This is a genomic window from Myxococcus sp. AM011 (genome assembly GCF_013372595.1).
Taxonomy (GTDB): domain Bacteria; phylum Myxococcota; class Myxococcia; order Myxococcales; family Myxococcaceae; genus Myxococcus; species Myxococcus eversor.
Genome location: NZ_JABXEM010000158.1, coordinates 1 through 26,189, shown reverse-complemented (window position 1 = coordinate 26,189; position 26,189 = coordinate 1). Strand labels below are relative to the sequence as shown.

Annotated in this window: 16 protein-coding genes; 11 read left to right on the top strand and 5 right to left on the bottom strand. The window is 70.1% G+C overall.

Translation table 11 applies throughout. From position 1 onward, the window contains the following. Positions 1 to 127: 127 nt before the first annotated feature. From HUW62_RS28920 to HUW62_RS28890, 7 genes are all read left to right on the top strand, one after another. Complete coding sequence (locus HUW62_RS28920; protein ID WP_176436234.1) at positions 128 to 1,126, top strand: MoxR family ATPase; 999 nt, start codon at positions 128 to 130, stop codon at positions 1,124 to 1,126. Beyond that, positions 1,119 to 2,870 (top strand): hypothetical protein, encoded by a 1,752-nt coding sequence (locus HUW62_RS28915; RefSeq protein WP_163863870.1) that lies wholly within the window; start codon positions 1,119 to 1,121, stop codon positions 2,868 to 2,870. Before HUW62_RS28920 ends, HUW62_RS28915 begins: the two co-directional genes overlap by 8 nt. Continuing rightward, entirely contained in the window at positions 2,867 to 3,850 is a 984-nt protein-coding gene (locus HUW62_RS28910) for an ABC transporter ATP-binding protein (RefSeq protein WP_176436233.1), read from the top strand. Before HUW62_RS28915 ends, HUW62_RS28910 begins: the two co-directional genes overlap by 4 nt. After that, positions 3,847 to 5,328, top strand: coding sequence for an ABC transporter permease (locus HUW62_RS28905; protein WP_176436232.1), 1,482 nt, complete (start codon positions 3,847 to 3,849; stop codon positions 5,326 to 5,328). Before HUW62_RS28910 ends, HUW62_RS28905 begins: the two co-directional genes overlap by 4 nt. Next, a complete protein-coding gene (locus tag HUW62_RS28900; protein ID WP_176436231.1) occupies positions 5,325 to 6,185 on the top strand; it encodes a DUF58 domain-containing protein in 861 nt (286 codons plus the stop codon). Before HUW62_RS28905 ends, HUW62_RS28900 begins: the two co-directional genes overlap by 4 nt. 70 nt (positions 6,186 to 6,255) lie before the next feature. Then, positions 6,256 to 7,989, top strand: a complete 1,734-nt coding sequence (locus tag HUW62_RS28895) for a BatA and WFA domain-containing protein (RefSeq protein ID WP_176436230.1) — start codon at positions 6,256 to 6,258, stop codon at positions 7,987 to 7,989. Continuing rightward, positions 7,986 to 10,766, top strand: coding sequence for a VWA domain-containing protein (locus HUW62_RS28890; protein WP_176436229.1), 2,781 nt, complete (start codon positions 7,986 to 7,988; stop codon positions 10,764 to 10,766). The genes HUW62_RS28895 and HUW62_RS28890 overlap by 4 nt, the downstream gene beginning before the upstream one ends. A gap of 33 nt (positions 10,767 to 10,799) precedes the next feature. On the opposite strand, the gene HUW62_RS28885 is transcribed toward HUW62_RS28890, so the two are convergent. After that, the gene (locus HUW62_RS28885) at positions 10,800 to 12,041 is read right to left on the bottom strand and encodes a calcium-binding protein (RefSeq protein WP_176436228.1); all 1,242 of its coding nucleotides are present in this window, start codon (positions 12,039 to 12,041) and stop codon (positions 10,800 to 10,802) included. Positions 12,042 to 12,312: 271 nt separating this feature from the next. On the opposite strand from HUW62_RS28885, the gene HUW62_RS28880 reads away from it, so the two are divergent. Next, positions 12,313 to 14,004, top strand: coding sequence for a hypothetical protein (locus HUW62_RS28880; protein ID WP_176436227.1), 1,692 nt, complete (start codon positions 12,313 to 12,315; stop codon positions 14,002 to 14,004). 55 nt (positions 14,005 to 14,059) lie between these two features. Here HUW62_RS28880 and HUW62_RS28875 read toward each other — a convergent pair whose 3' ends face one another. Then, a complete protein-coding gene (locus HUW62_RS28875) occupies positions 14,060 to 15,394 on the bottom strand; it encodes a hypothetical protein (RefSeq protein ID WP_163868928.1) in 1,335 nt (444 codons plus the stop codon). A gap of 246 nt (positions 15,395 to 15,640) precedes the next feature. Here HUW62_RS28875 and HUW62_RS28870 point away from each other — a divergent pair, with 246 nt between their 5' ends. Then, a complete protein-coding gene (locus tag HUW62_RS28870; RefSeq protein WP_176436226.1) occupies positions 15,641 to 16,699 on the top strand; it encodes a hypothetical protein in 1,059 nt (352 codons plus the stop codon). A 9-nt stretch (positions 16,700 to 16,708) separates the two neighbouring features. Here the strand turns inward: HUW62_RS28870 and HUW62_RS28865 are convergent, their stop codons facing one another. Both HUW62_RS28865 and HUW62_RS28860 read right to left on the bottom strand, forming a co-directional pair. Next, entirely contained in the window at positions 16,709 to 21,409 is a 4,701-nt protein-coding gene (locus HUW62_RS28865; protein WP_176436225.1) for a translocation/assembly module TamB, read from the bottom strand. Then, positions 21,406 to 23,535 (bottom strand): outer membrane protein assembly factor, encoded by a 2,130-nt coding sequence (locus HUW62_RS28860; RefSeq protein ID WP_368670498.1) that lies wholly within the window; start codon positions 23,533 to 23,535, stop codon positions 21,406 to 21,408. Before HUW62_RS28860 ends, HUW62_RS28865 begins: the two co-directional genes overlap by 4 nt. Positions 23,536 to 23,698: 163 nt before the next feature. On the opposite strand from HUW62_RS28860, the gene HUW62_RS28855 reads away from it, so the two are divergent. Beyond that, entirely contained in the window at positions 23,699 to 24,010 is a 312-nt protein-coding gene (locus tag HUW62_RS28855) for a hypothetical protein (protein WP_163868932.1), read from the top strand. Positions 24,011 to 24,078: 68 nt separating this feature from the next. On the opposite strand, the gene HUW62_RS28850 is transcribed toward HUW62_RS28855, so the two are convergent. Continuing rightward, on the bottom strand, positions 24,079 to 25,629 hold the full coding sequence (locus HUW62_RS28850) for a 4-alpha-glucanotransferase (RefSeq protein ID WP_163868933.1): 1,551 nt from the start codon (positions 25,627 to 25,629) through the stop codon (positions 24,079 to 24,081). A 139-nt stretch (positions 25,630 to 25,768) separates the two neighbouring features. Here HUW62_RS28850 and HUW62_RS28845 point away from each other — a divergent pair. Continuing rightward, positions 25,769 to 26,189 (top strand): DNA-3-methyladenine glycosylase (locus tag HUW62_RS28845; RefSeq protein ID WP_176436223.1); only part of this gene is annotated, 421 nt, incomplete at its 3' end.

Sequence of the window (26,189 nt, the reverse complement as noted above, 5' to 3'; positions counted from 1 at the left end):
GGCTCGCGGGGAACGAGCGCGCGCGGTGAGGCGACAGCGGGGCCGGGAGCGCAGCCGTTGTTGCCGCGCAATCGCGACCTCGTGAAGCGGTACTTTGGTGGCAAGTAGCCTGGAAGGGGAGACACACGTGGCAGCGGAGCTTCTCAGTCCCGCCGAGGCACAGGGGGCGGCGGAGGTGGCGGCCCGGCTCAGGGACAGCCTGAACACGGTGCTGTTGGACCAGGAGTCCGTCGTCGAGCAAGTCGTCGTCGCGGTGCTCGCGCGCGGGCACGTGCTGCTGGAGGGCCTGCCCGGCCTGGGGAAGACGGAGCTGTGCAAGTCGCTGGCGAAGCTGCTCGCGCTGCCCTTCCGTCGCATCCAGTTCACCCCGGACCTGTTGCCCGGCGACATCACCGGCACCTACGTGCTGGAGGGAGAAGGGCGCCGCGAGTTCGTCTTCCGCGAGGGGCCGCTGTTCGCGAGCCTGGTGCTGGCGGACGAAATCAACCGCTCCAGTCCCAAGACGCAGTCCGCGCTCCTGGAGGCCATGCAGGAGCGCCGGGTGACGGTGCTCGGCCACACGCGGACGCTGCCGGACCCGTTCTTCGTGCTGGCCACGCAGAACCCCATCGAGCTGGAGGGCACCTACCCGCTGCCCGAGGCGCAGTTGGACCGCTTCCTCTTCCGCATCCAGGTGCCGCCCGTGGGCGCCAAGACGCTGCGCGCGCTGCTCACCACGCGCGTGCGCGGCGCGCCGCCGGAGCTGTCTCCCGTGCTGGATGGCGAGGGCCTCGCGCGCCTGTTCGCCGCCGCCGACCGCGTGCACCTGCCCGGGCCCGTGGCGGACTTCATCGGCCGGCTGGTGGAGGCCAGCGACCCGCGTCAGGCCTCCGCGCCCGATGCCGTGCGCCGCTTCGTGCGCTATGGCGCCAGCCCCCGTGCCGCGCTCGCGCTCGCCGCCGCCGGACGCGCGCGTGCGCTCTTGAACGGCCGGCCCAACGTGGGCTTCGACGACGTGGTGGCCGCCGCGCCCGCCGCGCTCAATCACCGGCTGGTGCTCGCCTACGAGGCCTCCCTGGAGAAGGTGTCATCGCCGGACGTGGTCCGCGCGCTGCTCCAGGCCGTGCCCGAGGTGTCGCGTGACTAGCGTCGCGATGCTCTCGCTGTGGCTCTTGCTGGGCACGTCACCACCCCCCATCAAGAGCGCACCCGTCGCCGTCGAAATCGCCGAGGCCGCGGAGGCCGCCAAGGCGCCCTACGGCTATCGCGATGCGAGCGGCAGCGCGGACTCCAACACCACGGGCCCCCTGCGCGTCACGCTGCACGGCGGCGCGCTGAAGCCCCAGCGCGGGTACTGGGCGACGCAGGTGGTGCTGAACAACAGCGGGCCCCAGCCGCTCCCGGTGCGCCTGTCCTTCAGCCCCGCCTACGGCGATGTCACGCGCTCCGCGGTGCGCGAGGTGGAGGTGGGGCCCCGGCAGCGCGTCGTCGCGTGGGTGCCGCTGCCCGTGGCGTGGCACTCGGTCGTCGTGCGGATTGTCGCCCCCGGGGTGGCGCCCATCAACGAGTCGCTCTATGCCGACTCCGACCGCTTCGAGCCGGTGATGGTGGTGGGGACCGCGGCGGACTTCGAGGCCGCCACCACGCTGACGAAGACGGGGGAGCAGGACGAGCCGTACTTCTCCGCCCGCTTCCTCGAAGCGCGGGACGCACCGCGCGAGCTGGCCGCCTACGTGGGCTTCGAGATGGTGGTCGTCACGGACGAGGCCACGGCGGTGCCGGTGGATGTGTGGGCCGTGCTGGAGGCCTACGCCGTGTCGGGAGGAACGCTGGTCATCACACGTCCCTCCAGGGACTTGCGTGAGCGCCTGCCGCTGCTTCCAGAGACGCTGGCCACGCAGATGCCCTATGGCTTCGGAAAGGTGTGGACGTGTGACGGCGTCGCGCTCGAGTGCCAGGCGAGGATTCGCGGGGGCGTCAGCAGCGTCGAGCCGACGGCGCGTGGCGCGGTGACTCCCCTGGGCGCGCAGCAGCGCTGGGTGGGGGCGCTGACGGGAGAGCGGCGCGAGGCGCAGCCCTTGCTGTCCAATGCCCGCACGCCGGTGGGACGCTTCCTGCTGGTCATCTCCGCCTTCGCGTTGGCGGTGGGCCCGGGGGCCTGGTGGCTGGCCAGGCGCCGGGGGCCGGTGGCGGTCCTCATCGCGGTGCCGGCCATCTCCGTGGTGACGTGTCTGGCGCTCATCTTCTGGTCGGTGCTGGTGGATGGCTTCGCCGTGCACACCGCGCGCTACAGCCTGACGTGGCTGGACGGAGCGCGCTCTCGCGCGGTGACGGTGGGCTTGAGCGCCTGGTACGCCAACCTGTCTCCGGACGCGGTGCGTCTGCCCTCCGCCAGCGTGCTCCTGCCACCCCCTGATGATGAGGATGCGCTGGCGGACATGGATTGGACGGGAGGACTCACGGTGGGCGACGGCTTCCTTCCGACGAGGACGTATCGCGAGTGGGGTGAAGTGGCCGTCCTCCCCTCGCGAGCGCGGCTGGTGGTGAAACGCGCCGGGGAGACGCCGCGCATCCAGAACGCCCTGGGGTCGCGGCTGGAGGAAGGGTTCCTGCGGCTGGATGGGAAGCTGTGGCGCCTGCCCGTCTTGTCGGAGGGTGAGGAGGGTGCGCTCACCGCCATCGAGCCGGAAGACGTGAAGGACTTCTCGGTGAGCCAGGGCCTGGAGGGTGGCGCGCTCCGGCTGACGAATGCCCTGGGGCCCTTTGGCGCGAACACTCCCGAGAATGGCTTCATCGCGCGGTTGAGCGGGCCGGGGCTGATGGCGACCAGCGGCTTTCCCGCCGAGGTGGATGCCGGGGTGCATTTCATCCGGGGAGAGGTGAAGCCATGAGCCCGCTGCTGGAAGTGAAGGGGCTGCGGCGCGACTACGGCCCGCTCAGGGCGGTGGACGACGTGTCCTTCCAACTGGAGCCGGGCAGCATCCTGGGCTTCATCGGTCCCAACGGCGCGGGCAAGAGCACCACGCTGCGCATCCTCGCGACGCTGGATGCGCCCACGTCGGGCGAGGTGCTGCTGGGCGGCCACTCGCTGGTGGACACGCCGGACCGGGTGCGTCCGCTCATCGGCTACATGCCGGACCGGTATGGCACCTACGACGACGTCACCGTCTTCGAGTTCCTGGACTTCTTCGCGCGCGCATATGGGCTGACGGGCGCGAAGCGGCGCCAGCGCGTGGAGTCGGTGATGGGCTTCACGGGGCTGGTGCCGTTGGCGGACAGGCTCACCACGGCGCTGTCCAAGGGCATGCGGCAGCGCGTGGCGCTCGGGCGCACGCTGCTTCACGACCCGAGCCTGTTGCTGTTGGACGAACCGGCGGACGGCCTGGACCCGCGGGCCCGCATCGAGCTGCGCGAGCTGCTGCGCGCGCTGGCGGACCAGGGCAAGGCGGTCATCATCTCCAGCCACATCCTCACGGAGCTGGCGGAAATCTGTGACACGTGCGCCATCATCGAGCAGGGGCGCCTGCTGGCCACGGGCAAGGTGGAGGACATCCTCCGGCAGGGCACGGGCGTCGCCGCCGTGGAGCTCACGGTGCGACTGGCGGCGGGCGCGGGCATGGAGGCGGCGTGGGCGCGGGCGGAGCGACTGCTCCTGGAGCAGCCGCGCGTTTCGCGTGTCTCGCGCGAGGGTGATTCCTTGAGGGTGGAGCTGGAGTTGGAGGCCGGTGGTGGCGCGGGGCAGGTGGACGCCGCCGCGGCCGCGCTGCTGGCGGTCCTGGTGACGGCGGGCCTGCCGGTGTGCTTCTTCGGCACGCGCGAGCGCAACCTCGAGGACGCCTTCATGACGGTGACGAAGGGGAGGCTCGCTTGAGCGCGCCGGTGGAGTCGAGCGTGGGGAGCGCGTCCTTCCAGGAGCGGTGGGGAGACCGCCTCAACCCGCTGGTGGTGAAGGAGGTCCGTCAGGGCCTGCGCACGCGCATCTTCTGGGCGAGCTTCGGGTTGAACCTGATTGCCTGCGTGGTGCTGGCGCTCGTGGCGTTCGTCCAGACGCGGGAGCTGTCGTTCTCCCATCATGGCCAGGGCTACTTCTTCGCGTTCTTCATCTGCCTGGCGGTGGCGCACTACTTCGTCATTCCGTACGGCGCGTACCGCTCCCTGGCGCGCGAGCGCGAGGACGACACGTGGGTGCTGTTGGTGCTCACGGGGCTGGGGCCTCGCAGGATTCTGCGGGGCAAGGTGGCCTCGGCGCTGGTGCAGGCGGGGCTGTATGCCTCGGCGGTGGGGCCCTTCCTGCTCTTCAGCTACTACCTCAATGGCATCTCATTGCCGTCCATCCTCACGGTGCTGGGGTTGGGTGGGACGTGGCTCGTCTTCCTCACCGTGGTGGCGGTGTGCGCGGCGACGCTGGCGGAGAGTCGGATGGGGCGCGCCTTCATGCACTTCGTGGTGCTGGGGGCGCTGGGCATGGCCTTCAGCACGGCGCTGGGCATCGGGGGTGCGTTGAGCGACTCGGGCAGCCGGCTGTTGAGCAAGTACGAGGTGCAGCTGGCGATGGGCGTGTGGCTGGGGGTGATGGTCCTGGATGGCTGGTTGCTGTTCGAGGTGGCCGCGTCGCGGCTGTCGCTCTCCACGGAGGATTACACGAAGGGGCCTCGGCGGGCGGTGGTGGCGCAGATGCTGGTGGCCCTGTTGGTGGGGCTTGGTTTCTGGTGGTACGAGGACCGCAAGCACGTGGTGACGGAGATCTTCTCCATCTGCGGCACGGTGCACCTGACCTTCGTCGGGCTCTTCCTGGTCTCGGACGTGGATGGGCAGGCCCGCGCGCTGCGGGCTGGCACGGGGCCGTTGTCCCTGTTCCGTCCGGGAGCGCTGCGAGGCTTCCGGCTGACGGTGCTCCTGTTCGGGGTCTGGGCGGCGGTGTGGGGGGCGTTGGCGCTCGTGTCGGACGACATGAACACCAACAGCGAGGCCATGCGGATGTTGATGATGGTGATGCCGGCCTACGCGGTGCTCTATCTGTCCCTGGCGTTGGTGTTGGGGAGGATGCCGCGCTCGGACCGGTTCTCGTCGCCCGCGTCGGTGCGGTTGCTCTTCGTGGCGGCGGTCGGCGTGGCGGCGGGCCTGCCTCCGTTGCTGGCGGAGCTGGCGGGGTTCGACATGGGGGACCCGCTGCTGAACCTCCTGAATCCGGTGGTGGGCATCGCGAACTTCGGGACGCATGACTACTCCACGGGCGAGCCGGAGATGACGTGGCCGCTGGCCACCTTCGTGGTGGGCGTGGCGTTGCTGCTCGCATTCCTGGCGGACCGGGCGCTCGTCGAGCGTGAGAAGCGGGCCCATCTGCCGTGAGCGAACGTCTGGACGAAGCGGCGGTGGGACGGCTGGCGCCGGGGTTGGCGCTGGCGTTGCCGCGAGGGCCTCACCGGGGCCGCGTGGGGGAGGTGCGCGCGGCGTCCACCGGCAGCTCGCTGGAGCTGCATGACTTCCGGGAGTATCAGCCGGGCGACGACTTGAGGCAGCTCGACTGGAACGCGGTGGCGCGCACCGATGAGCTCATCCTTCGGGTGCGGCAGGACGAGGTGTCTCCGCGCGTGGAGGTGGTGCTGGATGGCTCGCGCTCCATGGCGCTGTCTCCGCGCAAGGCGGCGTGCGCGCGGGAGCTGGCGTTGCTCGCGTGTGAGGTGGGCGCGCGCCAGGGCTTGAGTCCCACGTTGCTCGCGACGGGGGTGAGGTCGGAGCGGGTGCAGGGGTCGGCGTGTCGGGCTGCGCTGCGGACGCTGGAGTTCGATGCGGGGGATGACCTGGTGACGGCGCTCGGGCGACTGCCTCCGCCGAGGGCCTGTGGGTTGCGGGTGGTGGTGAGCGACTTCCTGTTCGAGGCGGACCTGGCGGCGATGGTGGCGCGGCTGTCTCGGGGCGCGTCGGGGTTCTTCCTCGTGCAGGTGCTGGACGCGGAGGACCTGTCGCCGTCGGGAGGCGAGGGCGCGCGACTGGTGGATTCGGAGAGCGGCGCGGCGCTGGAGGAGTTGCTGACGGAGGACGTGCTGGCCGCGTATGCGCGGCGCTTCGAGGAGCATCAGCGCCTGTTGAGGGCGGCGGCCCTGCGCTCGCGAGGAGCGCTCCTGACGGCGCCCGCCACGGAGTCACTGGATGCCCTGGTGCGGGGCGCTCTGCGGCCCCTGTTCGTCGCGGGGGGGCACGCGTGAGCGTCCGCTGCCTATGGGCATCGCTGAAGTATGGCCCGCTGAGTTCCCGTGTCGTTGCGGGAGGTGAGGCGTGAGCTTCGGCTTCCCGTGGGGCTTGCTGACCCTGGGCGCGTTGGTGCCGCTGGTGGCGGCGTACTTCCTGCGGCGTCGGCAGAAGCCCGTCGTGGTGAGCGCGCTGTTCCTGTGGCGCACGCCACGCCCTCGCGCGGAGGCGGGGCCTCGCTGGGAGCGCTTCACGCGGGAGGCCTCGCTGCTGCTGGAGGCGCTGGCCGTCATCGCGGCGGCGCTGTACCTCGCAGACGTGCGCCTGGGCGAGACGGCGCGCACGAAGCACCTCGTGCTGGTGGTGGATGGAAGTCTGTCCATGTCCTCGCGTGGCCCCGACGGGGTGACGGTGCTGGAGCAGGCCCGCCGCGAGGCCGCGAAGCGCGTCGAAGACGAAGGCGCCACGCGCGTGACGGTGCTGGCCACCGGGCTGGCTCCACGTGTCGTCGCGGGCCCGGAGGCCGAGCCCTCTCGCGCCCTGGCGGCGCTGGAGTCGTTCGAGGCGCGAGGCGCGGACCACGACCCCATGCCCACGCTCCTGTGGGCTCAAGAGCTGGCGGGCACGGGCAAGCACGTGGCCTTCTTCACCGACGTGGCCCCGGTGGAGGGGCTGGTCATTCCCTCCCCCGTGCGATGGACGGCGCTGGGAACGGCGCGCGACAACGTGGCGCTCATCTCCGCGCAGCGCAGGGACGAGGGTGGCACGGCGACGGTGACGCTGCGAGTGGCCCGCTTCGGCCCAGGCCCCGAGTCCGTGGCCGTGCGGCTGCGTGCGCTCCCCGGCCCCGACGCGAAGCAGGGCACGGAGCGCGTGGAGAAGGTGTCGCTCCAGGAAGAGGGCTCCGCCACGCTGCGCCTCACGTTCCAGAACGCGGGCGACATCGAGGTCTCCCTCCCGGACGATGCGCTGCCGGAAGACGGGCACGCACGGCTCGCTGTTTCGCCCACGAGGCCCCTCGCGGTGAGTCTGGCCCAGGGCATGGGTTCGCTCGAACGGGACGCGCTGGAGCGCTTCCTCGGAGCATCTCCTGAGGTGGCTCGAGATGGCGCATCGGGCGACGTGTTGCTCATCGGTCCACGGGGCACGGATGCGAAGGTGACGGTGGGCGCTTCGGGCAAGTCGCGGACCTTCGTGGGGCCGTTCTTCTCCGAGAAGGGGCACCCGCTGCTGGACGACGTGCAGCTCGCGGGAGTGCGGTGGTCCGCGGGTGAGAATCCTCCCGGACGGCCGCTCGTCACGGCGGGAGACGTGGTGTTGGTGTCCGAGGAGGACGATGGCCGTGTGCACCTCAACGTGGACCTGTCCCGCTCCAATGTTCAACGCGTGTCCGCCTGGCCCGTGTTGCTCGGCAACGTGGTCCGAGAAGCGCGTCGAGCTCGCGAGGGCTTCGTCCGCCGGCAGCTCACGCTGGGCGAGCCGCTCCAACTGGTGACGCTGCCGGGGAAGCGCTACACGCTGGTGGGCCCGGGTGGAAGCAAGCCGGTGTTCGGCGCGGGAGCGGTGAGTCTTCCTCCCCCCGCGGCGCCGGGACGCTACGTGCTGGAGCGCGATGACGCGGACGCGGTGGACTCGGCGGAGGTCCTCGCGCTGGACGCGCGGGAGTCGGACCTGCGTGGGCGCGCGAGCGCGGACGTGCCCGCGAAGGACTCGGGTGAAGACGAGGCGCGCGCGAATGCCTCGGACCGGGCGCGCTGGCCGCTGGTGTTGTTGCTGCTCGCGCTGGTGGGCGACTTCTACGTCACGAGGCGGGCGTCATGACCTTCTCCCTCCCCCAGGCATGGGTGCTGTTGCTGCCGCTGGGCCTCTTCCTCTGGAAGTTCGGCCGGCGACCCGGCCCGCCCATGTGGCTGCGCGCCGCGCTGCTGGTGCTGACGGTGGGCGCGCTCTCCGGCCCGGAGCTGCGACGAGCCGATGCGGGAAGCGACGTGGTCGTCGTCGTGGACCGCTCCGCCTCGATGCCTCGGGACATCGACCGCACCGCGCAGGAGCTGGTCTCCCATCTGGAGTCACAGCGGCGTCCGGGTGACAGGGTGGGCGTCATCGCCTTCGGCCGCGAGCCTCGCGTGGAGCAGCCCCTGTCTACGGGTGGCGCCTTCGGTGGCTTCTCGCGCCCGGTGGACGCGGAGTCGTCGGACCTGTCCGCCGCGCTCGATGCCGCCAACGCCCTCATTCCCCAGGAGCGCACCGGCCGGGTGCTCGTCCTCTCTGATGGACGGGCCACGGGCACGGACGCGCGAGGCTCCGCGCGAAGGCTCGCGGCTCGTGGAATCGCCGTGGACTGGCGTCAGCTCGCGCGGCCCGAGCCTCCGCTCGATGTCGCAGTCGTCTCGGTGGACGTGCCCACCGCCGTGGCCGTGCGCGAGCCCTTCCAGTTCTCCGCGAGCGTGCACGCCTCGGCGGCGGTGACGGGCACGGTGCGTCTGGAGCGCAATGGCCGCCTGCTGGTGAAGGGCCCCTTCGACTTCCAGCCCGGCCCCAACGTGCTGCCCCTGAGAGACCTCATCGAGGAGCCCGGCCTCGCGCGCTACCAGCTCACCGTCGAAGTCCCGGGCGACGGCGTGGTGGAGAACGACAAGGGCCTCGCGGTGCTGCGAGTCGAAGGTCCCCGGCGCGTGCTGCTGGTGACGAACCAGCCCAAGGGCACGCTCGCGAAGGCGCTCGAAGCGACGGGGCTGCTCCTGGAAGTGCGCGCGCCGTTCCGCCTCACCCTGGATGACCTGGATGGTGTGGGCACCGTCGTCCTGGAGAACGTCGACGCGAACACGCTGGGCGAGCCGGGCCTCAACGCGCTCGCGTCCTATGTGGAGCAGGCGGGCGGTGGCCTCGTGATGACGGGAGGGCGCGAAAGCTTCGGTGAAGGAGGCTATCGCCGCTCGCCCGTGGAGCCGCTGTTGCCCGTGTCGCTGGAGATGCGCGAGGAGCAGCGCCGCGCGGCCATCGCCATGAGCATCCTGATGGACTGCTCCTGCTCCATGGGCGCCACCGTGCCCGACGGCCGCACGAAGATGGAGGTCGCCGCCGAGGGCGTCGTCGGTGCGCTCACCCTGCTCAACCCGCAGGACGAGGCCTCCGTGCACATGGTGGACACGGAGACGCATGAAATCTTCCCGCTCCGCTCCGTGGAGGCGGGCCTCCCCTTCGACAAGGTGGCGCGAGGCTTCAGCGGTGGCGGAGGCATCTACGTGGGTGAGGCGCTGCGCACGGGCCGCAAGCAAATCCTGCGGAGCGACAAGGCCACCCGCCATGTCCTGCTCTTCTCCGACGCGGCTGACTCCGAGGAGCCGGATGACTACCGCCGCACCTTGTCGGAGCTGCAGGGCAAGGGCGTGACGGTGTCCGTCATCGGCCTGGGCACGCCCAAGGACTCGGACGCGGCGCTGCTGAAGGAAGTGGCCCAGCGGGGCGGTGGACGCGTCTACTTCGCGGAGGACGCGATGAGCCTCCCGCGCATCTTCAGCCAGGAGACGCTCGCCGTCGCCCGCGCCACCTTCATCGACGAGCCCGTGTCGATGGAGGCCGCGCCGGACCTGCCGCTCCTCGGGAAGCTGCCCGTCGAGGGACTGCCCCAGGTGGGCGGCTACAACCTCACCTATCTCCGGCCCCGGGCCAGCGTGGCGCTGCGCACGCTCGATACCCACGCGGCGCCCGTGCTCGCGATGTGGCCGAGCGGCGCGGGACGCACGGTGGCCTTCACCGCGGAGGTGGATGGTCCGTTCACCGGCGGCGAGCTGCGCCAGTGGGGCTCGCTGCGCGCGGCGTTGGAGGCGATGGTGCGCTGGACGTTGGCGGGCACCGCGCCGCTGGGCGAAGCAGTGGTGCGCTCCGAGCGGCGAGGGCACCTGCTGCGCGTGACGTTGGACCTGCCCCCGGACGAGCCGCTCCCCGCGACGCTGCCCACGCTGATGCTGCTGTCGGGGGACGGAAAATCCGCGCCCACCGAACACCCCATGCGCTGGGAGGACGACGACCGGCTGGTGGCGGAGCTGCCGCTGGAGGGAAGCGGAACGTGGCACCCCGTGGTGCGCGTGGGGACGCGCGCCCTGCGTGCCCCGCCCATCGCGCTGCCGTATGCCCCGGAGTTCGAGCCCGGAAGTCCGAAGGAAGGCCTCGCGCTGCTGCGAGCCATCGCCGCCGTGGGAGGAGGCGTGGAGCGTCTGTCCATGACGGGCCTCTTCGAGGAGGCCCCCGAGTCCGAGGGCCACCTGGCCCTGGCGCCCTGGTTGGTGGCGCTGGCCGTGGCCGTGCTGCTGTCGGAGGTGGCCGTGCGCCGCTTCCTCTCCGCGCCGCGCGTGCGAAGGCCCGTCATGGCGACAGCTTCGTCGTCGAGCGCGCCGGCGACGCGGCAGGCGGTGGCGCCCGCGAGGACCTCGAAGGCTTCCGCGCGAGGCCCGTCGACGGAGCCCGCCGAGACTCCGGCGGAGACGAGCGTGGCGGAGGCGAAGCCTGCTGGAGCGGAGACGAAGACCGGGGAGGGCGGCGTGGACTCCGCGCTGGATGCCGCGCGCGCCCGTTCCCGCCGACGACTGGACCGGTGAGCGGCCTGTGACGGGCCGCCCACCGGAGGTGCCTCAGTTGTACGGGATGGTGCTCACGGGGGTGCCCAGCTCGCCTTGAAGCTGAGTGCGAACGGTGCTGCTCACCGGCCACCTCCACTTGTACTGGAACAGGTCTGCCAGGTTGGCGCCCGCGGCCCGGCTCGCGGCGAGGAGGAAGTTGTCCGCGGATTCGTACGGGGTCGTCACGTTGCCCAGCGCCTCGACCTGGCGCCACAGCACGAGGGCGAAGCTCCATCCGTGGACCCGCTTGAGGCGCAGCACGAACGAGGCGAACAGGTCCGTGGTGCCAAGCCCGCTGATGCCTTGGTTCGCCAGCAGCGTGTTCGTCCAGTCATGCTTGAAGCAGTAGGCGCTTCCCGGGGAGATCTGCGTGCTGGTGGCTCCGGCCGTGCCGCAGAGGACGTTGGCGTCGCGGTACGTGTCCACCAGCGCCTTCGTGTTGGCGTACTGGGTATCATGCGCCGTGGTGACCGGCAGGCCGTAGTACTCCATGGCCAGGTAGCGCATCAGCACCGCGTAGCCCGTCACCATGGCGTCCCCGTAATTGGCGTTGGTGGACTTCAGCTCACCATCGTAGAACCAGAAGTTGCGGCCCAGTTCGTAGAAGCCCACCTGGTTGTGTTTGCCCAAAGCGGCCTCGGGGCAGATGTAGTTCTGGAAGGTGTCGAACTTGATTTCGATGCCTGTCTGTCCCACGTAGCCACAGGCCGGGGATGACGCCGCGCAGCCCGTCACCGCGCCCGAAGGCAGGGCGGTGATGCTGTCCCGGCCCAGGTAGTGCCGGCTCGGGTAGGACGCGTTCAAGGTGGGCGTCTTGCCAGTCGCGTACTGGTAGAACGCGTAGCCCTTGTCGAGCCCATCGATGACGAGCGACAGCTGCGTCACGTTGCAGGTCGTCAGGTCGGGCGTCCTCAGCGCCACGTACTGTCCCTTCCACACGTAGAGCGTGTAGTTGGACGAGTTCATGGACGTGTAGCTCTTCCGGAGGACGCAGTACCAGGAATAGGGGTCGTTGAAGTCCTTGTAGGCGGCTTGATAGCCATCCGTGTGCTGGGTGCTGCAAGCCAGGTTGAGGTTCATCCCCTTGTACTGGCCGTTATGGAGGCAAGACCAACCATACGCATTGTTCTGGGTGAGCGTCGCGGTGGCCCCAGAGCCATACAACTGGACGCAGTGGGCCGTCAGGTTCATGCCCGGCAGGTCGATGGCGGCCAGTGCGCTCCCCGGCGCGGCCACTGCCAAGACCCACAGCACGGCACCTACGGCGTTACGACATGAGCGAGCAATCGCGGAGCGCTCAGCGCTCCACGGGTGGTTCTTCAACATGTAGGACTTCCCCCTCTACGGATGTGGCACGGGCCGCCCCCGACCTGGAGGTGTCATCACGATGAGGGGGGCGGCCCGCTCCCTATGAAGTTCACAGGGTAAAGACGAGATACACGGAAAGAATGGGCACCACAACTGGGTCAAAAAAATTCCCCCCTACCAGAATCTGGGAACGGGGCTTTCGAGGTATGAGGCGCCCATGACGTACGCACGTTGGGGGCGCCTGGGCCTCGCGCTGGCGCTCCTCGCACTGGCCCTCCAGGCCGCGCGCCTGGCGATGCACAAGGGCTTCAGCATCGACGAGTTCCAGTACGCGCACGCGGCCTGGCTCGTGTCGAAAGGGCAGGTGCCCTACCGGGACTTCTTCGAGGTCCACTTCCCGCTGCTCTACCAGGGGCTGGCCCCGCTGTTCTGGCTGATGGGGGATGCGCCTCGGGATGTGCTTGCCTTGCGTCTGGCCATGCTCGTCCCGCTGGCGGGGACGTGTGTCTCGGTCGCGGTGCTCAATCGCCGCGAGGGCCGTGTGTCGATGTGGCTGGCTCCGGTGCTGCTCCTGGCGCTGACGCCATTCACACGGTTCGCCACGGAGATTCGTCCGGACGCGCTGGCCTGTGCATTGTTCCTGGGAGGGCTCGCCGCGGTGTCGGTGCGGCCCGGTACGCGGACGCTCGGCTTCGTGGCGGGGTTGTTGTTCGCCGCCGCGCTGTGGTCGTCGCAGAAGGTCTTGTTCTACGGCGGGCTGGTGGGGGTGGTGCTCGCGGTGGATATCGTCTGGCGACGGGGCAGGGGGGCAGCGCTGGTGGCGTGGCCGGGTGCATTCCTCGCGGGCGCGGGCGTGGGGCTCGCGGCGGTGGCGGCATCTCTCACGGTGACGGGCTCGTGGGGGGACTGGTGGCGGTGGTGCTTCGTGTGGGCCGCGGAGCATCAGCGGCACTACCCGGGCTTCTCGTGGCGGGACTACCTGTTGCCGATGGTCCGTGAGCAGCCCTGGCTCTTCGCGGTGGCGGTGTTGGGGTTCCTCGTCTCGGTGCGTGCGTGGTGGCGCTCGGGAAGGGAGCGCTGGGAGCACGCGGACCTGCCGCTCTTGCTCGCGGTGCTGGCGACGTTCGGCTCGTATGCGCTCCAGCGCGCGCCATTCCCATACAGCCTGCTGCCGTTCCTGGGCGTGCTCGCGCCGTTCATGGCGCGCGGCGTGGTGGCGGCCTTCAGTGGTTGGAGTTCGCCTGGGGCCCGCGTCGTCGCGAGCCTGGCGCTGGGGGGGGTGCTCTGCCTTCAGCTCTGGAGGCTGGAGGCTTTGCTGGACGGTGGGGGCAATGCCAGACAGCAAGACGTGCTCGCGCGCATCGGCACGCTCACGGGGCCGGAGGACGTCGTCTATGACAACTCGGGGGGCTACGTGAGCCGACCGCACGCGCACTTCTACTTCTACACGGATGCCTGGCTGCGGGGCTCCATCCCGGACGTGCTGGCGCGTGAAGTACCGAAGGCCTTGGTGGAGCGCGGCTGTGTGCTGCGCGTGGATGACCTGCGGACCTCGGGGTTGCCGCCGTCGCTGCGAGGTTTCCTCGACACGCATTACCAGCCCTATGACGGAGACCTGTTCCTGTGGGGGCGGCGGTACGACGTGTCACCCGAGAGCGTGCTGGAGGACCGTTTCCTGGCCGTGCGCGACGGGCGCTACTTCGTCGAGCCCGCGTCCGTGCTGGAGTCGGGCGCATTGTTCGTCGACGGAGTCCGCGTCACGGAGGTGGAGTTCACGCTGACGCGAGGTGAGCACACCGTGCGGTACGAAGGCCCGGTGGAGCGCCTCCACGTGCTGTGGCTCCCGCGAGACGGGCAGCGCTGGGTGCCGCGCCCCGAGGCGAAGCCCACCTACTCGCGCCTGTTCTGAGCGGCGCGGTGCCTTCGAGCGGAGTCCTCGAAGGCACCCAGGAGCAGGAGGCGCGCTACGGCGCGCAGGGAGCCTGACCACCCGCGCGCTTGTAGGCACTCACCCGGCTGGACAGATTGCCGTTGTCGGTCTCTGGCGAAGTCTGCCGGCCTTCACCCGCGCCGAACGAGAACCCGACGGAGTGCGCGGCGGCCAGCTCCGCCGTGTGCGAGAAGAAGTAGTCCACGCGGTTGTCCTTCCACTTCTGGTTCGTGTTCGGCAGGTTCATGTTGCCCACCGGGAGCTGCCACCAGAAGTTCGGCTTGTTGAGCCGCTCGGAGATGGCGCTGGCCCAGGTGAACGCCTGACGGAAGTGGGGCAGGGTGGCGTTGTTCGCGTCCCACCACGTGTCCTCGCCGACGCTGTCGTAGAAGCCCGCGTCGCGGTCCGATGCCTCCACGACGATGAAGTCCGTGTCCGCCGCGCCCAGCTTTAGCAGGAAGTCGGCCACCTTTCGCGCCTCCCCCGCGATATCGAATGACGCGTTGGTGTTGAGGTACACGTCCGTGCGAGTCGACCAGGGGCTGGCGTGCAGGCTCACCTTCGCGTTGGGCGCGTACTTGCGAGCCATCGCAATCATGCACTTGCTCACACCCACGGCGTTGTTCGCCATCCCCGAGCAGTCCGTGGCATTGGCGCTCGCCACCTGCGCGGGCACCGTGGCCGGGTCTCCATTCCTGGCGAAGAACTGGAGATAGCCCCACAGGTCCGGCTCGATGTGGAGCAGGGCGCGCTCGCTGCCCACCTGCTGCAACGTGAAGCGCCAGTCCGCGAAGTAGCGCCGCATGATGGCCACGTCGTTGAGCGACTGGAGCTGCTGCTCACCCTCACGCGCGGGCCCGACTCCGCCCAGGAGCTGCTGGTAGTAGGTGATGAAGGGAAGCTGCTGGCGCCCCTTCGCTCCGGAGACGTGGCCGCGCACGTAGGCGCCGGGCGGCTGCGACACGTCCTGCCAGCATCCCCACCACGCGCACGACGCGCCCGCGCAGGACGTCCCGGACGTGGTGCATCCCGTCGTGCACGACGTGCAGATGTTCGTCGAGTCGACCAGGCCACTGGCGACGTACAGGTAGTGCACGTCGAAGGGCGCACCGGCCGCCGTGCTGTCCTCCATCTGCGCGCCAACCAGGAGCCGGTTCTTCCCCACGGACGCGAGGAACGTCTCGCCCATGCACCCGGTGCCGACGGGGCCACCATCCGGAGGGTTGCCTCCGCCGTCGGGGATGTCCGTGCCCGCGTCTCCCGAGGGCGAACGTCCCTCGTCGTCCGAACTGGAGCAGCCTCCCGACACGAGCAGGCAGAGGGTGAGAGGAACGACTCGCTTCAGCCACGTCGAAGTGTGCATGCGCATGACGACAGTCACGCTACCCCGTCACGCCCTGCACGGCTCAAGGACCCGAGACTCCGGGACAGGGGGCCGTCCTGACTGCTTCCACGCTCGACATCCAGCCTCGTGATAACAATCTGTTAATCTTTCAATTCAAGAAATTCTTGAATCGCGGTATTCGCGCCGACTACACGTGAGGGTTCCCCCCTGCCGAGCCCGCCAGGTGGCTTGGGCTTCCTCGCGGGCGTGGCACATCCCCTCGAGGCCGTGATGAAGACGCGACTGTGGTGGCTGGTGGTGCCCGCGTTGCTGGCGGTTGGCTGTGGTCCCGTCGTCGATGACGAAGAAGGCGAGGTCATCGACGAGCTGACCGGGCAGGTGCTCCAGCGGGCCACGGTGAAGTACGACATGCACCGGCTCCTGGAGGACACGCAGGTGCTGGGGCACCAGTGGATTACGACAGAGCAGGTGCAGGCGTTCCTGACGCAGCAGGGCTCGTATCTGGCGAACTACCGGGACCCGGCCTTCAGCAACAAGACGGCGGCGGCGCTCATCGTCGAGCGCTCCAAGGCGTTCGGCATCAGCCCGCTGTACATGCTGGCGCGCATCCAGGTGGAGTCGAGCCTGGTGCAGAGCGGCACCTCCACCAACCTGGCCAAGGCCACCGGCTGTGGCTGTCCGGACGGCAGCGGGTGTGACGCGCAATACACGGGCTTCGGCAAGCAGATTGACTGTTCGGCGAAGAAGCTGCGCGGCTACTTCACGGACCTGGACGCGGGGCGGCCCACCGTCTCCGGCTGGAAGGTGGGGACGACGAAGGCGACGTTGGACCCGTGCTCGGTGAAGCCGACCAACAAGGCCACCGCGGCGCTGTACACGTACACGCCCTGGGTGGGCGCCTACGCGACGCAGTGCGGCCGCACCACGGTGGGCGGCTCGTCGCTGGTGGCGAGCATCTACCACCGCTACGCGGATGGCGGCTTCAACTGGGACGCGCCGACGACGTCGGGCTGCGTGTCGGAGACGGCGGGCACGACGGTGCCGAACCTGGGCTGCGTGCAGAGCTCGTCGGACGCGGTGTGGCGGCAGTGCGTGTCCGGCGTCTTCACCGCGGGCACCACGACGAAGCCTGGCAACTGCACCCAGTCGTGGCCGTGGTGCTCCTCCGCCACGCTGGGCCGCGGCGTGCCCGCGCGCACGTGCGTCCAGTCCTCGTCGGACCAGCAGTGGAGCCAGTGCGGCGTGGGCGGCGCGTGGGTGAGCTCGCCCATGGCGCCCAACAGCGGCGCGGGCCCCGTGGGCGCCTGCTTCGAGATGTACTGGCTGTAGCGGCCAGCGTCAGTACTCGTTGGTCCAGATGAGGTCCAGGCCACCCGAGCGCGCGTCGCCGTACTGGCCTTCCAGGCTCCAGCGCGGTCCGAACTGGTATTCGAAGCGGACCGCGTTGGAGTTCTCTCCCTGCTGGATGTTGGCGCCCACGCGTCCGGTGTAGCCGACGTAGATTTTGTCGGTGACGTAGGTGCCCACCTCCAGCTTGGTGCCGGCCATGCCCGCGCCGCCGGCCTCAATCGAAAGCACGTCCAGCGGCAGCTTCGCGGCCAGGGCCTTGCGCGCCTCGTTGGCGACGAGCGAGCCCACCACGGAAGCCGCCTGGGCGCTGGCCGTCATCGACGCGCCAGAGCCTCGCTCCAGCGTGCGCCGGCCGGTGGCGAGCAGCGTGTAGATTTCGGACTCCGGCAGCGGCGGCTCGCTGGTGGGCTTCAGGGTGATGTCGCGGCCCTGGCCTCGGATGGTGACGAACACCGTGACGTTGGCGCTGTCGTTGCGGTGCTCCGCGGTGACGTTGATGTACGGGACGGTCGGCGGCCCGGTGAAGCTCACCATGCTGTCGCGCTGCACGTCGAAGCGCCGGCCCAGCACGTCCACCCGGCCGCGCAGCACGCGCACCTGACCGAAGAGGCGCGCCACGTCGGTGTATTCGACGCGGAAGTCCTCCGACAGCCCCAGCTCCACGTTGAGGTCGGAGCCCTTCACCCAGATGTTGCGCGGCGCATTCACGTTCACCCAGTACGCGCGCCCGGGGGGCGGTGTCTCGTCGCCCGACTCCAGGTCCTCCGCGGACTCTGGCGTGGGCGGAAGCTCGGTGGTGGGCTGCTGGTTCGGCTCGGGGTCTCCGGGCGAGGGCTGCTGCGTCTGCTTCCGCCTGCGTCGTTCGATGGGCGTGCCGTTGCGCACCAGCACCACGTCCCCGGGGCGCTCCAGGTCCTGGAGGTCCTTGCGCTTCACCTCGGGCAGCTCGATGGTGGCCTCGGGGATGGAGACGTTGCGCAGGTTGACGAGCCGCTCGGAAATCGTGCCCTCCACCTTCGCCTTCATGCTCAGCACGGCGATGAGCTGGTCGTCGAAGACGATGGGGAAGTCGCGAGCCATCAAGGGATACGGCTTGCCCGCGGGGCTGGTCAGCTCGTACTCGCCATTCGGGGCGCGCGTCGCCGTCAGCGGCGCGTCCAGCCACACCGTGCCGCCACCGGCCTTGGCGGACAGCGTCTTGATGGCGAGCGCCTCGCGGCTGGCCTCCAGCGCGAGCTGGATTTCGCGGTACTCCCCCAGGCCCATCAGCCCGAGCTTGCCGTCCTTCCACGCCAGCGAGCCCTGGAAGGTGGGCACGGCGGGAGTGCCCGCCAGCTTCGCGTCCGCCTGAATCAACCCGCCGATGCTGCGCAGCATCTCCACCGCGCCGGAGAGGAAGGACGGGTCGAAGTCGCGCGCCTTGAGCGTCACGTCCAGCGGCGCCTTCGAGGTGTTGAGTCCCTGCTGAATCGCGGGCAGCGACACGTCCAGCTCCACGCCGCCTTCCACCAGCAGGGTGCCGCCAGCGGGCGCGGTGAGCAGCAGGTCGAAGGCGGAGCGCGCGTTCTGGTAGCCGTAGTGCAGGCGCGCCTGTCCCAGGGCCAGCTCGCCCATGCCCAGCTTCTGCACGCCGGCGGTCAGCTCCATGCGCGGCGTGTCCAGCGTGCCGCGCGCGGTCAGCTCCACGGACAGCTCGCCCTGGATGCCCTTGGACGAAGCGCTCACCTTCTGCGCCGCGGCCCCCGTCGCGCGGGCCTTCGCCACGCCGGGCAGGTCCCGGAGCTCCACCGGGCCCAGGCGGCCCTTGAGCTGGAAGGGGATGTGTCCGTAGACCTCCTGGTCCTGCAGCGCGCCCAGGGGTGCATCCAGCGTCACGTCGAGCTGGGCCAGGGGCCCTTCGTCCCGCTGCGCCGCCAGCGTCACCTTCACGTCCTGGTCATCACCCACCACGCCGAGCTGCCCGTGCACCGGCGGCAGGCCATACGCGGTGAGGCCCGCGGCCTTCATGCTCAGCCGAGCCTGTGGCACCAGCGCGGAGCCGGAGAGGAGGAGCTGCGCGGACACGGTGCCCGCGGGCTTCTGCAGGCCGCCCACGCCCTCGAACTGGGCCAGGGGCAAGTCAGCGATGAGCGCCTCCATGTCCACCGAGGCGGCGAGGATGTCATCGGCCTTGGGAGGCCGCGCCATCATCCCGCCCAGCGTGAAGGGCGTGTGCAGCACCACGTACGTCTGGGAGGCCAGGCCCGTCACGTCCAGGCGCGCGTCCAGGGTGGCGTCCTGGGGGTCCGACGTCATGCGAAGCTGCAAATCCAGGGGCTGCTTCAGGGCGAAGCCGGGCGGAGGCGCGGTGTAGTTCAGCTTCCGGCCGCGCAGCACGAAGTCCAGCCGGGGCTCGCGCGCGGTGCCGTCGATGCGCAGCTCGCCCGCCACCACGCCGCTCACCGGCTCCGTGCGGCCCAGGAGCTTCATCGCCCCGGCGAGGTCCAGGTCCTCCAGGTCGACCTTGAGGGAGAGCGCGTCCTTGCGCCGCTTCAGCACGCCCTGCACCGGCACGTCGAAGTCCGCCATGACTTTCGCCACCGGCAGTCCCGCCGCCAGCGTGCCCGTGGCGCGGTCCTTCACGTAGCGCGCGTCCAGCGCCAGCTGGAGGTTCTCGTAGCCCTTCACCGTTCCGTTCTGCCAACGCAGCTTCGTCTCCGCGTCCGGCCGGGGCAGCTTGCCCTTCGCGGTGACGAAGCCCGACACCGTGCCGCCCAGGCCCAGCTCCTCCGGGACGGCGATGCGCGGCAGCAGCGTGAGGTCCACGGCCTCCAGCTCCACGCGCGCTGTCACCTGCTGGTTGGCGAGCGAGCCGAGCACCGACAGCGACTGCCCGCCCGACGCGAGCTTCAGCGCGGGCTCCACCACCACGCCGCCACCGCCGAAGCCGACATGCGTGGGCGCCTGGAGCTTCCACGTCGCCTCCGGCCACGAGAGCACCAGCGATTGGATGGCCAGGCCCTGGTTGTCTTCATCCACCAGCCCGTTCAATCCCAGGCCCAGCGTCGCATCGCCCAGGGCTCGCACGCTGACCTCCAGGCGACGCTCCTGCGTGGTGATGGTGGCGGACACGTCCCGGAAGGAGCGCTCGCCGGAACGCAGCGAGCCCACCACCAGCGTGGCGTCCGTGGTGAGCGGACGGGTGACGTCCGGCACCTCGGCCTGGAGCGTGAGGTTCTTCACCGCGATATCTCCGTAGGAGAGCGCGGTGAAGTTGCCCTGCACCATCACCCCCGGCGTGCGCGCGGGGCCCTCCGCACGGAACTCCAGCGTGCCGCTGCCGGACAGCGGCGGCACGGTGCCGGGGAGCAGCTTCGTCAACGTGTCGGACAGCAGGGCGAGGTTGCCCGCCGTCAGGCTGCCGTCCACGCGAATCGAGTCGAGGGTGCCCGCGCCCTTGGCCTGGAGGGAGGCGCCCGGCACCAGCACCAGCAGGCGTGACAGCGTGTAGCTCCCGTCCTTGGCGCGGGCATGCAGCTCCACGGGCCCCAGCGGCTGGCCCCGGAAGCGCGAGGGCGACACCGTCAGGTCCACCTCGCCGTCGAGCGTCTCCAGGCTCGTGCCGCCACCCTTCGCGTCCAGGTTCGCGGAGAGGCTCGTCTTCGGCCCTTCCTTCACCAGCGCGGACAGGTCCACGTCGCGAGCCTTCACGGAGACGCCGGTGGAGCGCATCCGCTCCAGGTCCAGGTCGCCCTTCACGTCCAGCTTCGCGTCCGCGGCCGTCCCCTGCACGTCGACCTTCGCCAGGTCTCCGTCGATGCCCGCCTTGCCCACGAGACTCACTGGCACCAGCAGCGGCCACGTGGGCAGGAAGCCGCGCGTCAGCTCCGGCGGAACGGTGAGGCGGCGCACGTCCACGTCCGCCTTCAGCGCGCCCGCGAGCTGTCCCGGCGGCGGCTCGGGAGGAAGCTGGGCGGAGGCGCTCGCGTCGAGCAGCAGGCCCGCGAGGTCCAGGTCCACGTCGGCCTTCAGCGCGCCCTCTTCACCCTCGCCCTTCAACGACAGCCGCACGGGCCCCTTCGCGGGCAGCGCGAGTCCACCCGTGGCCTCCAGCGTCGCGCCGAAGCCCTGCGTCGCCGCCGCGAAGTGACCGGACGCCTCCGCGTCGAAGTCCTCCAGACGCACCTTTCGCTCGCCGCCCTCTTCAAGCTCCTGCTTGAAGTCGACGTAGCCGTCCTCGAGCAGCAGCTCTTGCAGCTCCACGCGCAGCTTGCCGCGAGGAGAGGGCGGCTCCTCGGGCTTGGGCACGCGGGGCGCGATGGCTCGACTGAGGTTCAGCCCGCGCTCGTCCTGGGCCAGGTAGAGGCGGGGCTGCACCACGCGCGCCTCGGTGACGTTGACGTGCTGACGGATGAGGCCGCCCAGGCGCACGCGCGCCTCGACGCGGGCAATCTCCGCCACCAGCTCGCCCTCCGGGTCATACAGCTTCACGCCGGTGAGGACGACGCCCGGAGGCGCCAGGTCCAGCCCCGCGACTTCCAGGCGGCCGGAGAACCGCTCGTTGGCCAACTGGAGGCCCTTGCGGACGAGCCAGCCTTCACCCGGGGATGACGTCGCCCAGACGAGCGCACCCAAGACGGCGAGCACCACCAGGCTCACCAGTCCGAGCAGGCCCAACAGCAGTCGTCGTGCCCAGCGTCGCCCCTTCAAAACGCCTCTCCAATCGACAGGTGCAGCGCGCACTGCCCGTCAGGCGCTCCCGCGAAGGTGGCCCCGCGAGAGGTGGGGCCGTCCGGCTTCCACTTGCTGCCAATTCCGAAGCAGCCTCCGGACGTCGGATAGATGTACCCCGGGGTGGCGACGGGCAATCCCTGGCCCAGATTCAGCCGCCGCGCGATGTCCAGGCGCACCGGGCCCACCACCGTGAGGTAGCGCAGACCGAAGCCCACGGCCTGGTAGTGGTCGGGACCGAACAGTTTCGGCGCGTTGCGCGACTCGAAGCCCTCCACGCCCACCAGGCCCGTGTCCCAGAAGGCCGCGAGCATGACGCTGGTGGATATCTGGTAGCGCAGCTCCAGCGACGTCTCGACGAGGCTGTTGCCGCCCACCGGCACCGTCTCCCACTCCTTTGTCTGCGTCGTCTCAGGCACGCCGTCGCCGTCCAGGTCCTCCTGCTTCGCCAGCGCCGCCAGCGGAGACAGGCGCTGGCCATTGAAGCCGCGCATGGAGGTGGCGCCACCGGAGAAGAAGCGCGTGACGATGGAGCTCTGCGAGCCGCCCGCGGGGTTGAGCGTGCCCGCGCGCACCTTGCCCGCCAGCACCAGGCGCTTGTCCTCGCCGAAGGAGTAGTAGAAGCGCAGGTCCGGCAGGATGCGGATGTAGTTGAAGTCGCCGAAGAAGATGCTGCCGCCCTTCTGCACGGACAGGCTCAGGAAGTAACCATCCCGAGGCTCCACCGGGTCATCCCGCCGGTCCCACGAGAAGGCCACCTCCAGGAAGCTCAGCGCCACGTCACACTGGAGGGCGTCCGAGCTGCAGCCCAGCACGACGGGCGGCACGCGCGAGTCCGCGCTCACCCGGCCCGACAGCCGATAGATTTGCAGATTGTAGGAGGGGAACACGGAGAAGCTGCGGTGCGGCTGCCAGATGACGCCCAGTTGCAGCCTGCCGCCGTAGAAGTCGTAGGCCTGCTCCAGGCCCTTCTCCAACGTGAGCGACGTCTGCTGACGCAAGTCGCGGAAGAGGAAGCGCGGCTGCTCGTACTCGCCCGTGATTTCGAAGACGGGCCCCTGCTTGGTCGGCGACAGGACGTGGGGGATGAACGCGTAGCCGGCGCGGCCTCGCACGGTGACGCGGCGCAGGCCGCCCAGGAAGTTGCGGTGGCTCCACTCCCCCAGCACGCGCGCTTCCTGACGGGCCGCGTCCACGCCGATACCACCGCCCAGCCTCACCGAGCGGAACGGCGCCTCCCGCACGTCCACGACGACGGGCACCGTGGCGGACTCCCGGTCCGGCGCTCCGCGGTTCACCTTCACCGCGCCGAACACGCCCATGCGGAACACGCGCGCCTGGGCCTCCGCCAGCGCCGTCTCGCTGTACCAGTCCCCCTTCTTCAGCGCGCCCTGCACCTGCTCGATGATGCGGCGCGGCGGTACCTGGGGATTGGCGTCCGTGGCGACGAACGTGTTGCCGAACCGGTAGCGCGGCCCTGGCTTCACGTCGAGCCGCACCTTCGCCTGGCGGGTGTCCACGTCCACCTGCACCTCGCCCGACACCTCCGCTTCCGCGTAGCCCAGCTCCCGGAGCTCCTCCTGCACCCGGGCCTTGGTCTCCTCCCAGGCCGCCTCGCGGAAGATGTCGCCTTTCTTGAGGGGCAGCTTGTCCAACACCCGCTCGTGATGCTCCTCGCGGTGCAAATCCGGCAGCGCCTGGAGGCCCTCCACCTGGAGTTCACTGATGCGCGTGGGCTCGCCCTCGCTCACCTGCACCGCCAGCTTCACCTCGTTCTTGCCATGGGGCTCCACCGCGCTGTCCACCACCTCCGCCTGGTAGAAGCCCTGGGCCTGGTAGTAGCGCTCGATGCGGCGCAGGTCCGCCTGCCACGCGTTGGGGTCGAAGTAGTGGGGGCTGCCAAAGGGCCAGAACGCCCACCACGGAGTCCCCGAGGTGAGGATGCGGTCCTTGATGTCCCCTTCGCTCACGTGTTTCGTGCCCTCGATTTCCAGCTTGGAAACCTTGGGGCCTGGAGGTGGGGTGGACGTGGTGGCGCACGCCGCGACGCTCAGGAGCGAGGCGACAGTGGCGAGGCGGAGGAGTCGGAGCAGGTCAACGGCCACGGACTGTTCATACAAGGAAGGCAGGCGGCTGACGCGTCCTCTGGAGGACGCGCCCATCCCTTTGTCGCATTCCAACGTCTTGTCGACGGGTCCTGTCGGCTGGTCCTTGCTGGACGGACACGGAGACGTGCAAGCCGCGCCAAGGTGCGCCAGATTGGGGCCCATGCTCCTGTCCCGGCGAATCAAGGTCCTGGTGTTCTGCGTGGTGTCGGCGCTCGCCACCGCCGCCTGCGGCGTGGATGATGACGAGGTGGTGCGCGTGAAGGAGGGCGAGAGCCTGGCCGACGCGGACTACTGCGGCTCCTTCGGCTGCGCGGACTCCTTCGAGTTCTGCGCCGAGGTATTCCTGGAATTCGGCCGCTCGCCGCCCATCTGTGTCACCGAGGACGTCTGCGCGAGGCTGGAGTGCGCCAACGCGAATCGCCGCTGCGCCATCTTCGATGGCTTCCCCGGTCAGGTGAAGTGCATCAACTGACAACCGTGGGGCCAAGGTGACTCCGTCCGGGAGGACCTCCCCCCGGACGGTTCAGCGGTGCCTTCGGTTCAGCGGCGGGCGGAGGCGGTGAGCCAGGCCAGCTTCTCGGCCGCTTCGCGCGTCGACGGGTCCGTCATCAGCGTGCCCACGTCCTGGGAGATGCGGTAGGCCCAGTTCGAGTCGCTCATGGAGCCCGGCAGGTTGATGCGGTCCCGGGTGCCGAGCACGTCTTGCCAGGGCAGTACGCACAAGTCGCTGCTGGAGTTGAGCGCCGCGGCGAGCAGGCCCCGGTGTACCTCTGAAGTGAACTCGCGCGTCACCGTCACGCCCCGCAGCTCCGGCCAGGCGCGCGCGGCGGCCTGACGCTCGTCGTCGCGGGCGCCCTCCCACCACTCCGCCATCGTGTCGGTGTCGTGGGTGCCCGTGGTGACGAGGGACACGGGGGGGAACTGGTGCGGGTTCCGGTAGATGCTGTCGTCGCGCTCCCAGCGCATCACCCGGTAGCCGGGCAGCTTGAGCTCCGCGAGTATCTGCCGCACGAAGGGGGGAATCACGCCCAGGTCCTCGGCGACGATGCCCGCGCCCTCGGAGAGCAGCTCGAAGTGCTTGCGGCCCTGCCGCTTGTGGCTCTCCTCGTCCGGGGGGATGAAGCGCCCGGTGGGCGTCTTCTCGTCGCGAATCCACTGCCGGAAGTAGCCCACCGCGTGGTCCACCCGGCGCAAGTCGTAGTAGCTGGCCGCCTTCTTCGCGCGGGCGCGCAGCCACGCGTAGTCGTCCTTCTGCATGGCGGCGAAGTCGAAGTAGGGCAGGCCCCAGTCCTGGCCGGTGGCGGAGAAGTCATCCGGCGGCACGCCCAGCCGCGCGTCGCGGCGGAGGATGGTGGGGTTGGCCCAGCAGTCCGCGCTGTCCTGGCCGATGATGAAGGGCTCGTCGCCGCACAGGAGCACGTCCTGCGTCTTCGCCCTGGCGCGCGCCGCGTCCCATTGCTGCTCGGCCACCCACTGGAGCCAGGCGTGATAGCGCACCCGGCGCTCCAGCTCCGTCGCCTTGGCGCGCAGCGCCTCGGGCTGGCGCGTACGCAGGCCCTCCGGCCACTCCCACCATGCGCGGCGCTGCTCCTGCTCGCTGATGGCGGTGAAGAGGGCGTAGGTCTCCAGCCAGCCCGCCTGGGCCTCGCGCCACTGGCCGAAGGCCCGGGCGCGCTCCGTCTGCTGGGACCAGTGCCGCGCCTCGAAGGTGTCGAAGGCGCGCGCGAAGGCGGCGTCCTTGAGGGGGAAGATCAGGTCGTAGCGGACGCGGGGGGCGGCGCGGGCCTCGGCGAGCTGCTTGCGCTGCTCCTCGGAGAAGGCGCCCTCGCCGCCGGAGGCGATGAACTCCGGCAGGGCGTGCAGGTCGATGAAGAGCGGGTTGAGGCCGAACGCCGACCGGGTGGCGTAGGGGCTCGAGTCGCCGGGCGCGGTGGGCAACAGCGGCAGCAGCATCAAGAGCTTCTGACGCGCGGCCTTCATCCAGGAGAACATCCCCTCCAGCGCGCCGAAGTCGCCGATGCCGAAATCCGTCGGGGCGCGGAGAGAGAACAGCGGAAGCAGGAGACCGGAGAGCCGGCCGGGGGTGGACATGGTGCGGCGCAATCTGCACCACCCCTGCCCCGGAGTGAACTGGTCCGGTGGCGAGAAATGCGCGGCGGGTTTTCGCTGGAGGACGGAAGCACCTTCCCCGGCGCACCGGTGTGTTGGCCGGTACAATCCCGGGGTGCCCGTGACCGCCTTGCCCACTTCCTTCTATGCGCGGCCAGCCCTGGTGGTGGCTCGGGACCTTCTGGGAACCCTCCTCGTGGTGGTGGATGCCGCCGGCCAGCGCCGGGTGGGTCGCATCGTCGAGACGGAGGCGTACATCGGGGAGCACGACCTGGCCTGCCACGCCGCCAAGGGGCTCACCCCGCGCACGGAGGTCATGTTCGGTCCCCCGGGGCGGGCATACATGTACCTCATCTACGGCATGCACCACTGCTTCAACGTCGTCACGGACGCGCCGGGAGTCGCGGCGGCGGTGCTGGTGCGCGCGGTGGAGCCGGTGGAGGGCCTTGCGGCCAAGGAGCGCACGGACGGGCCGGGAAAGCTGTGCAAGGCGCTGGGGCTGACGCTGCTGCACAACCGGGTGGAGCTGAGCTCCCCGGGGC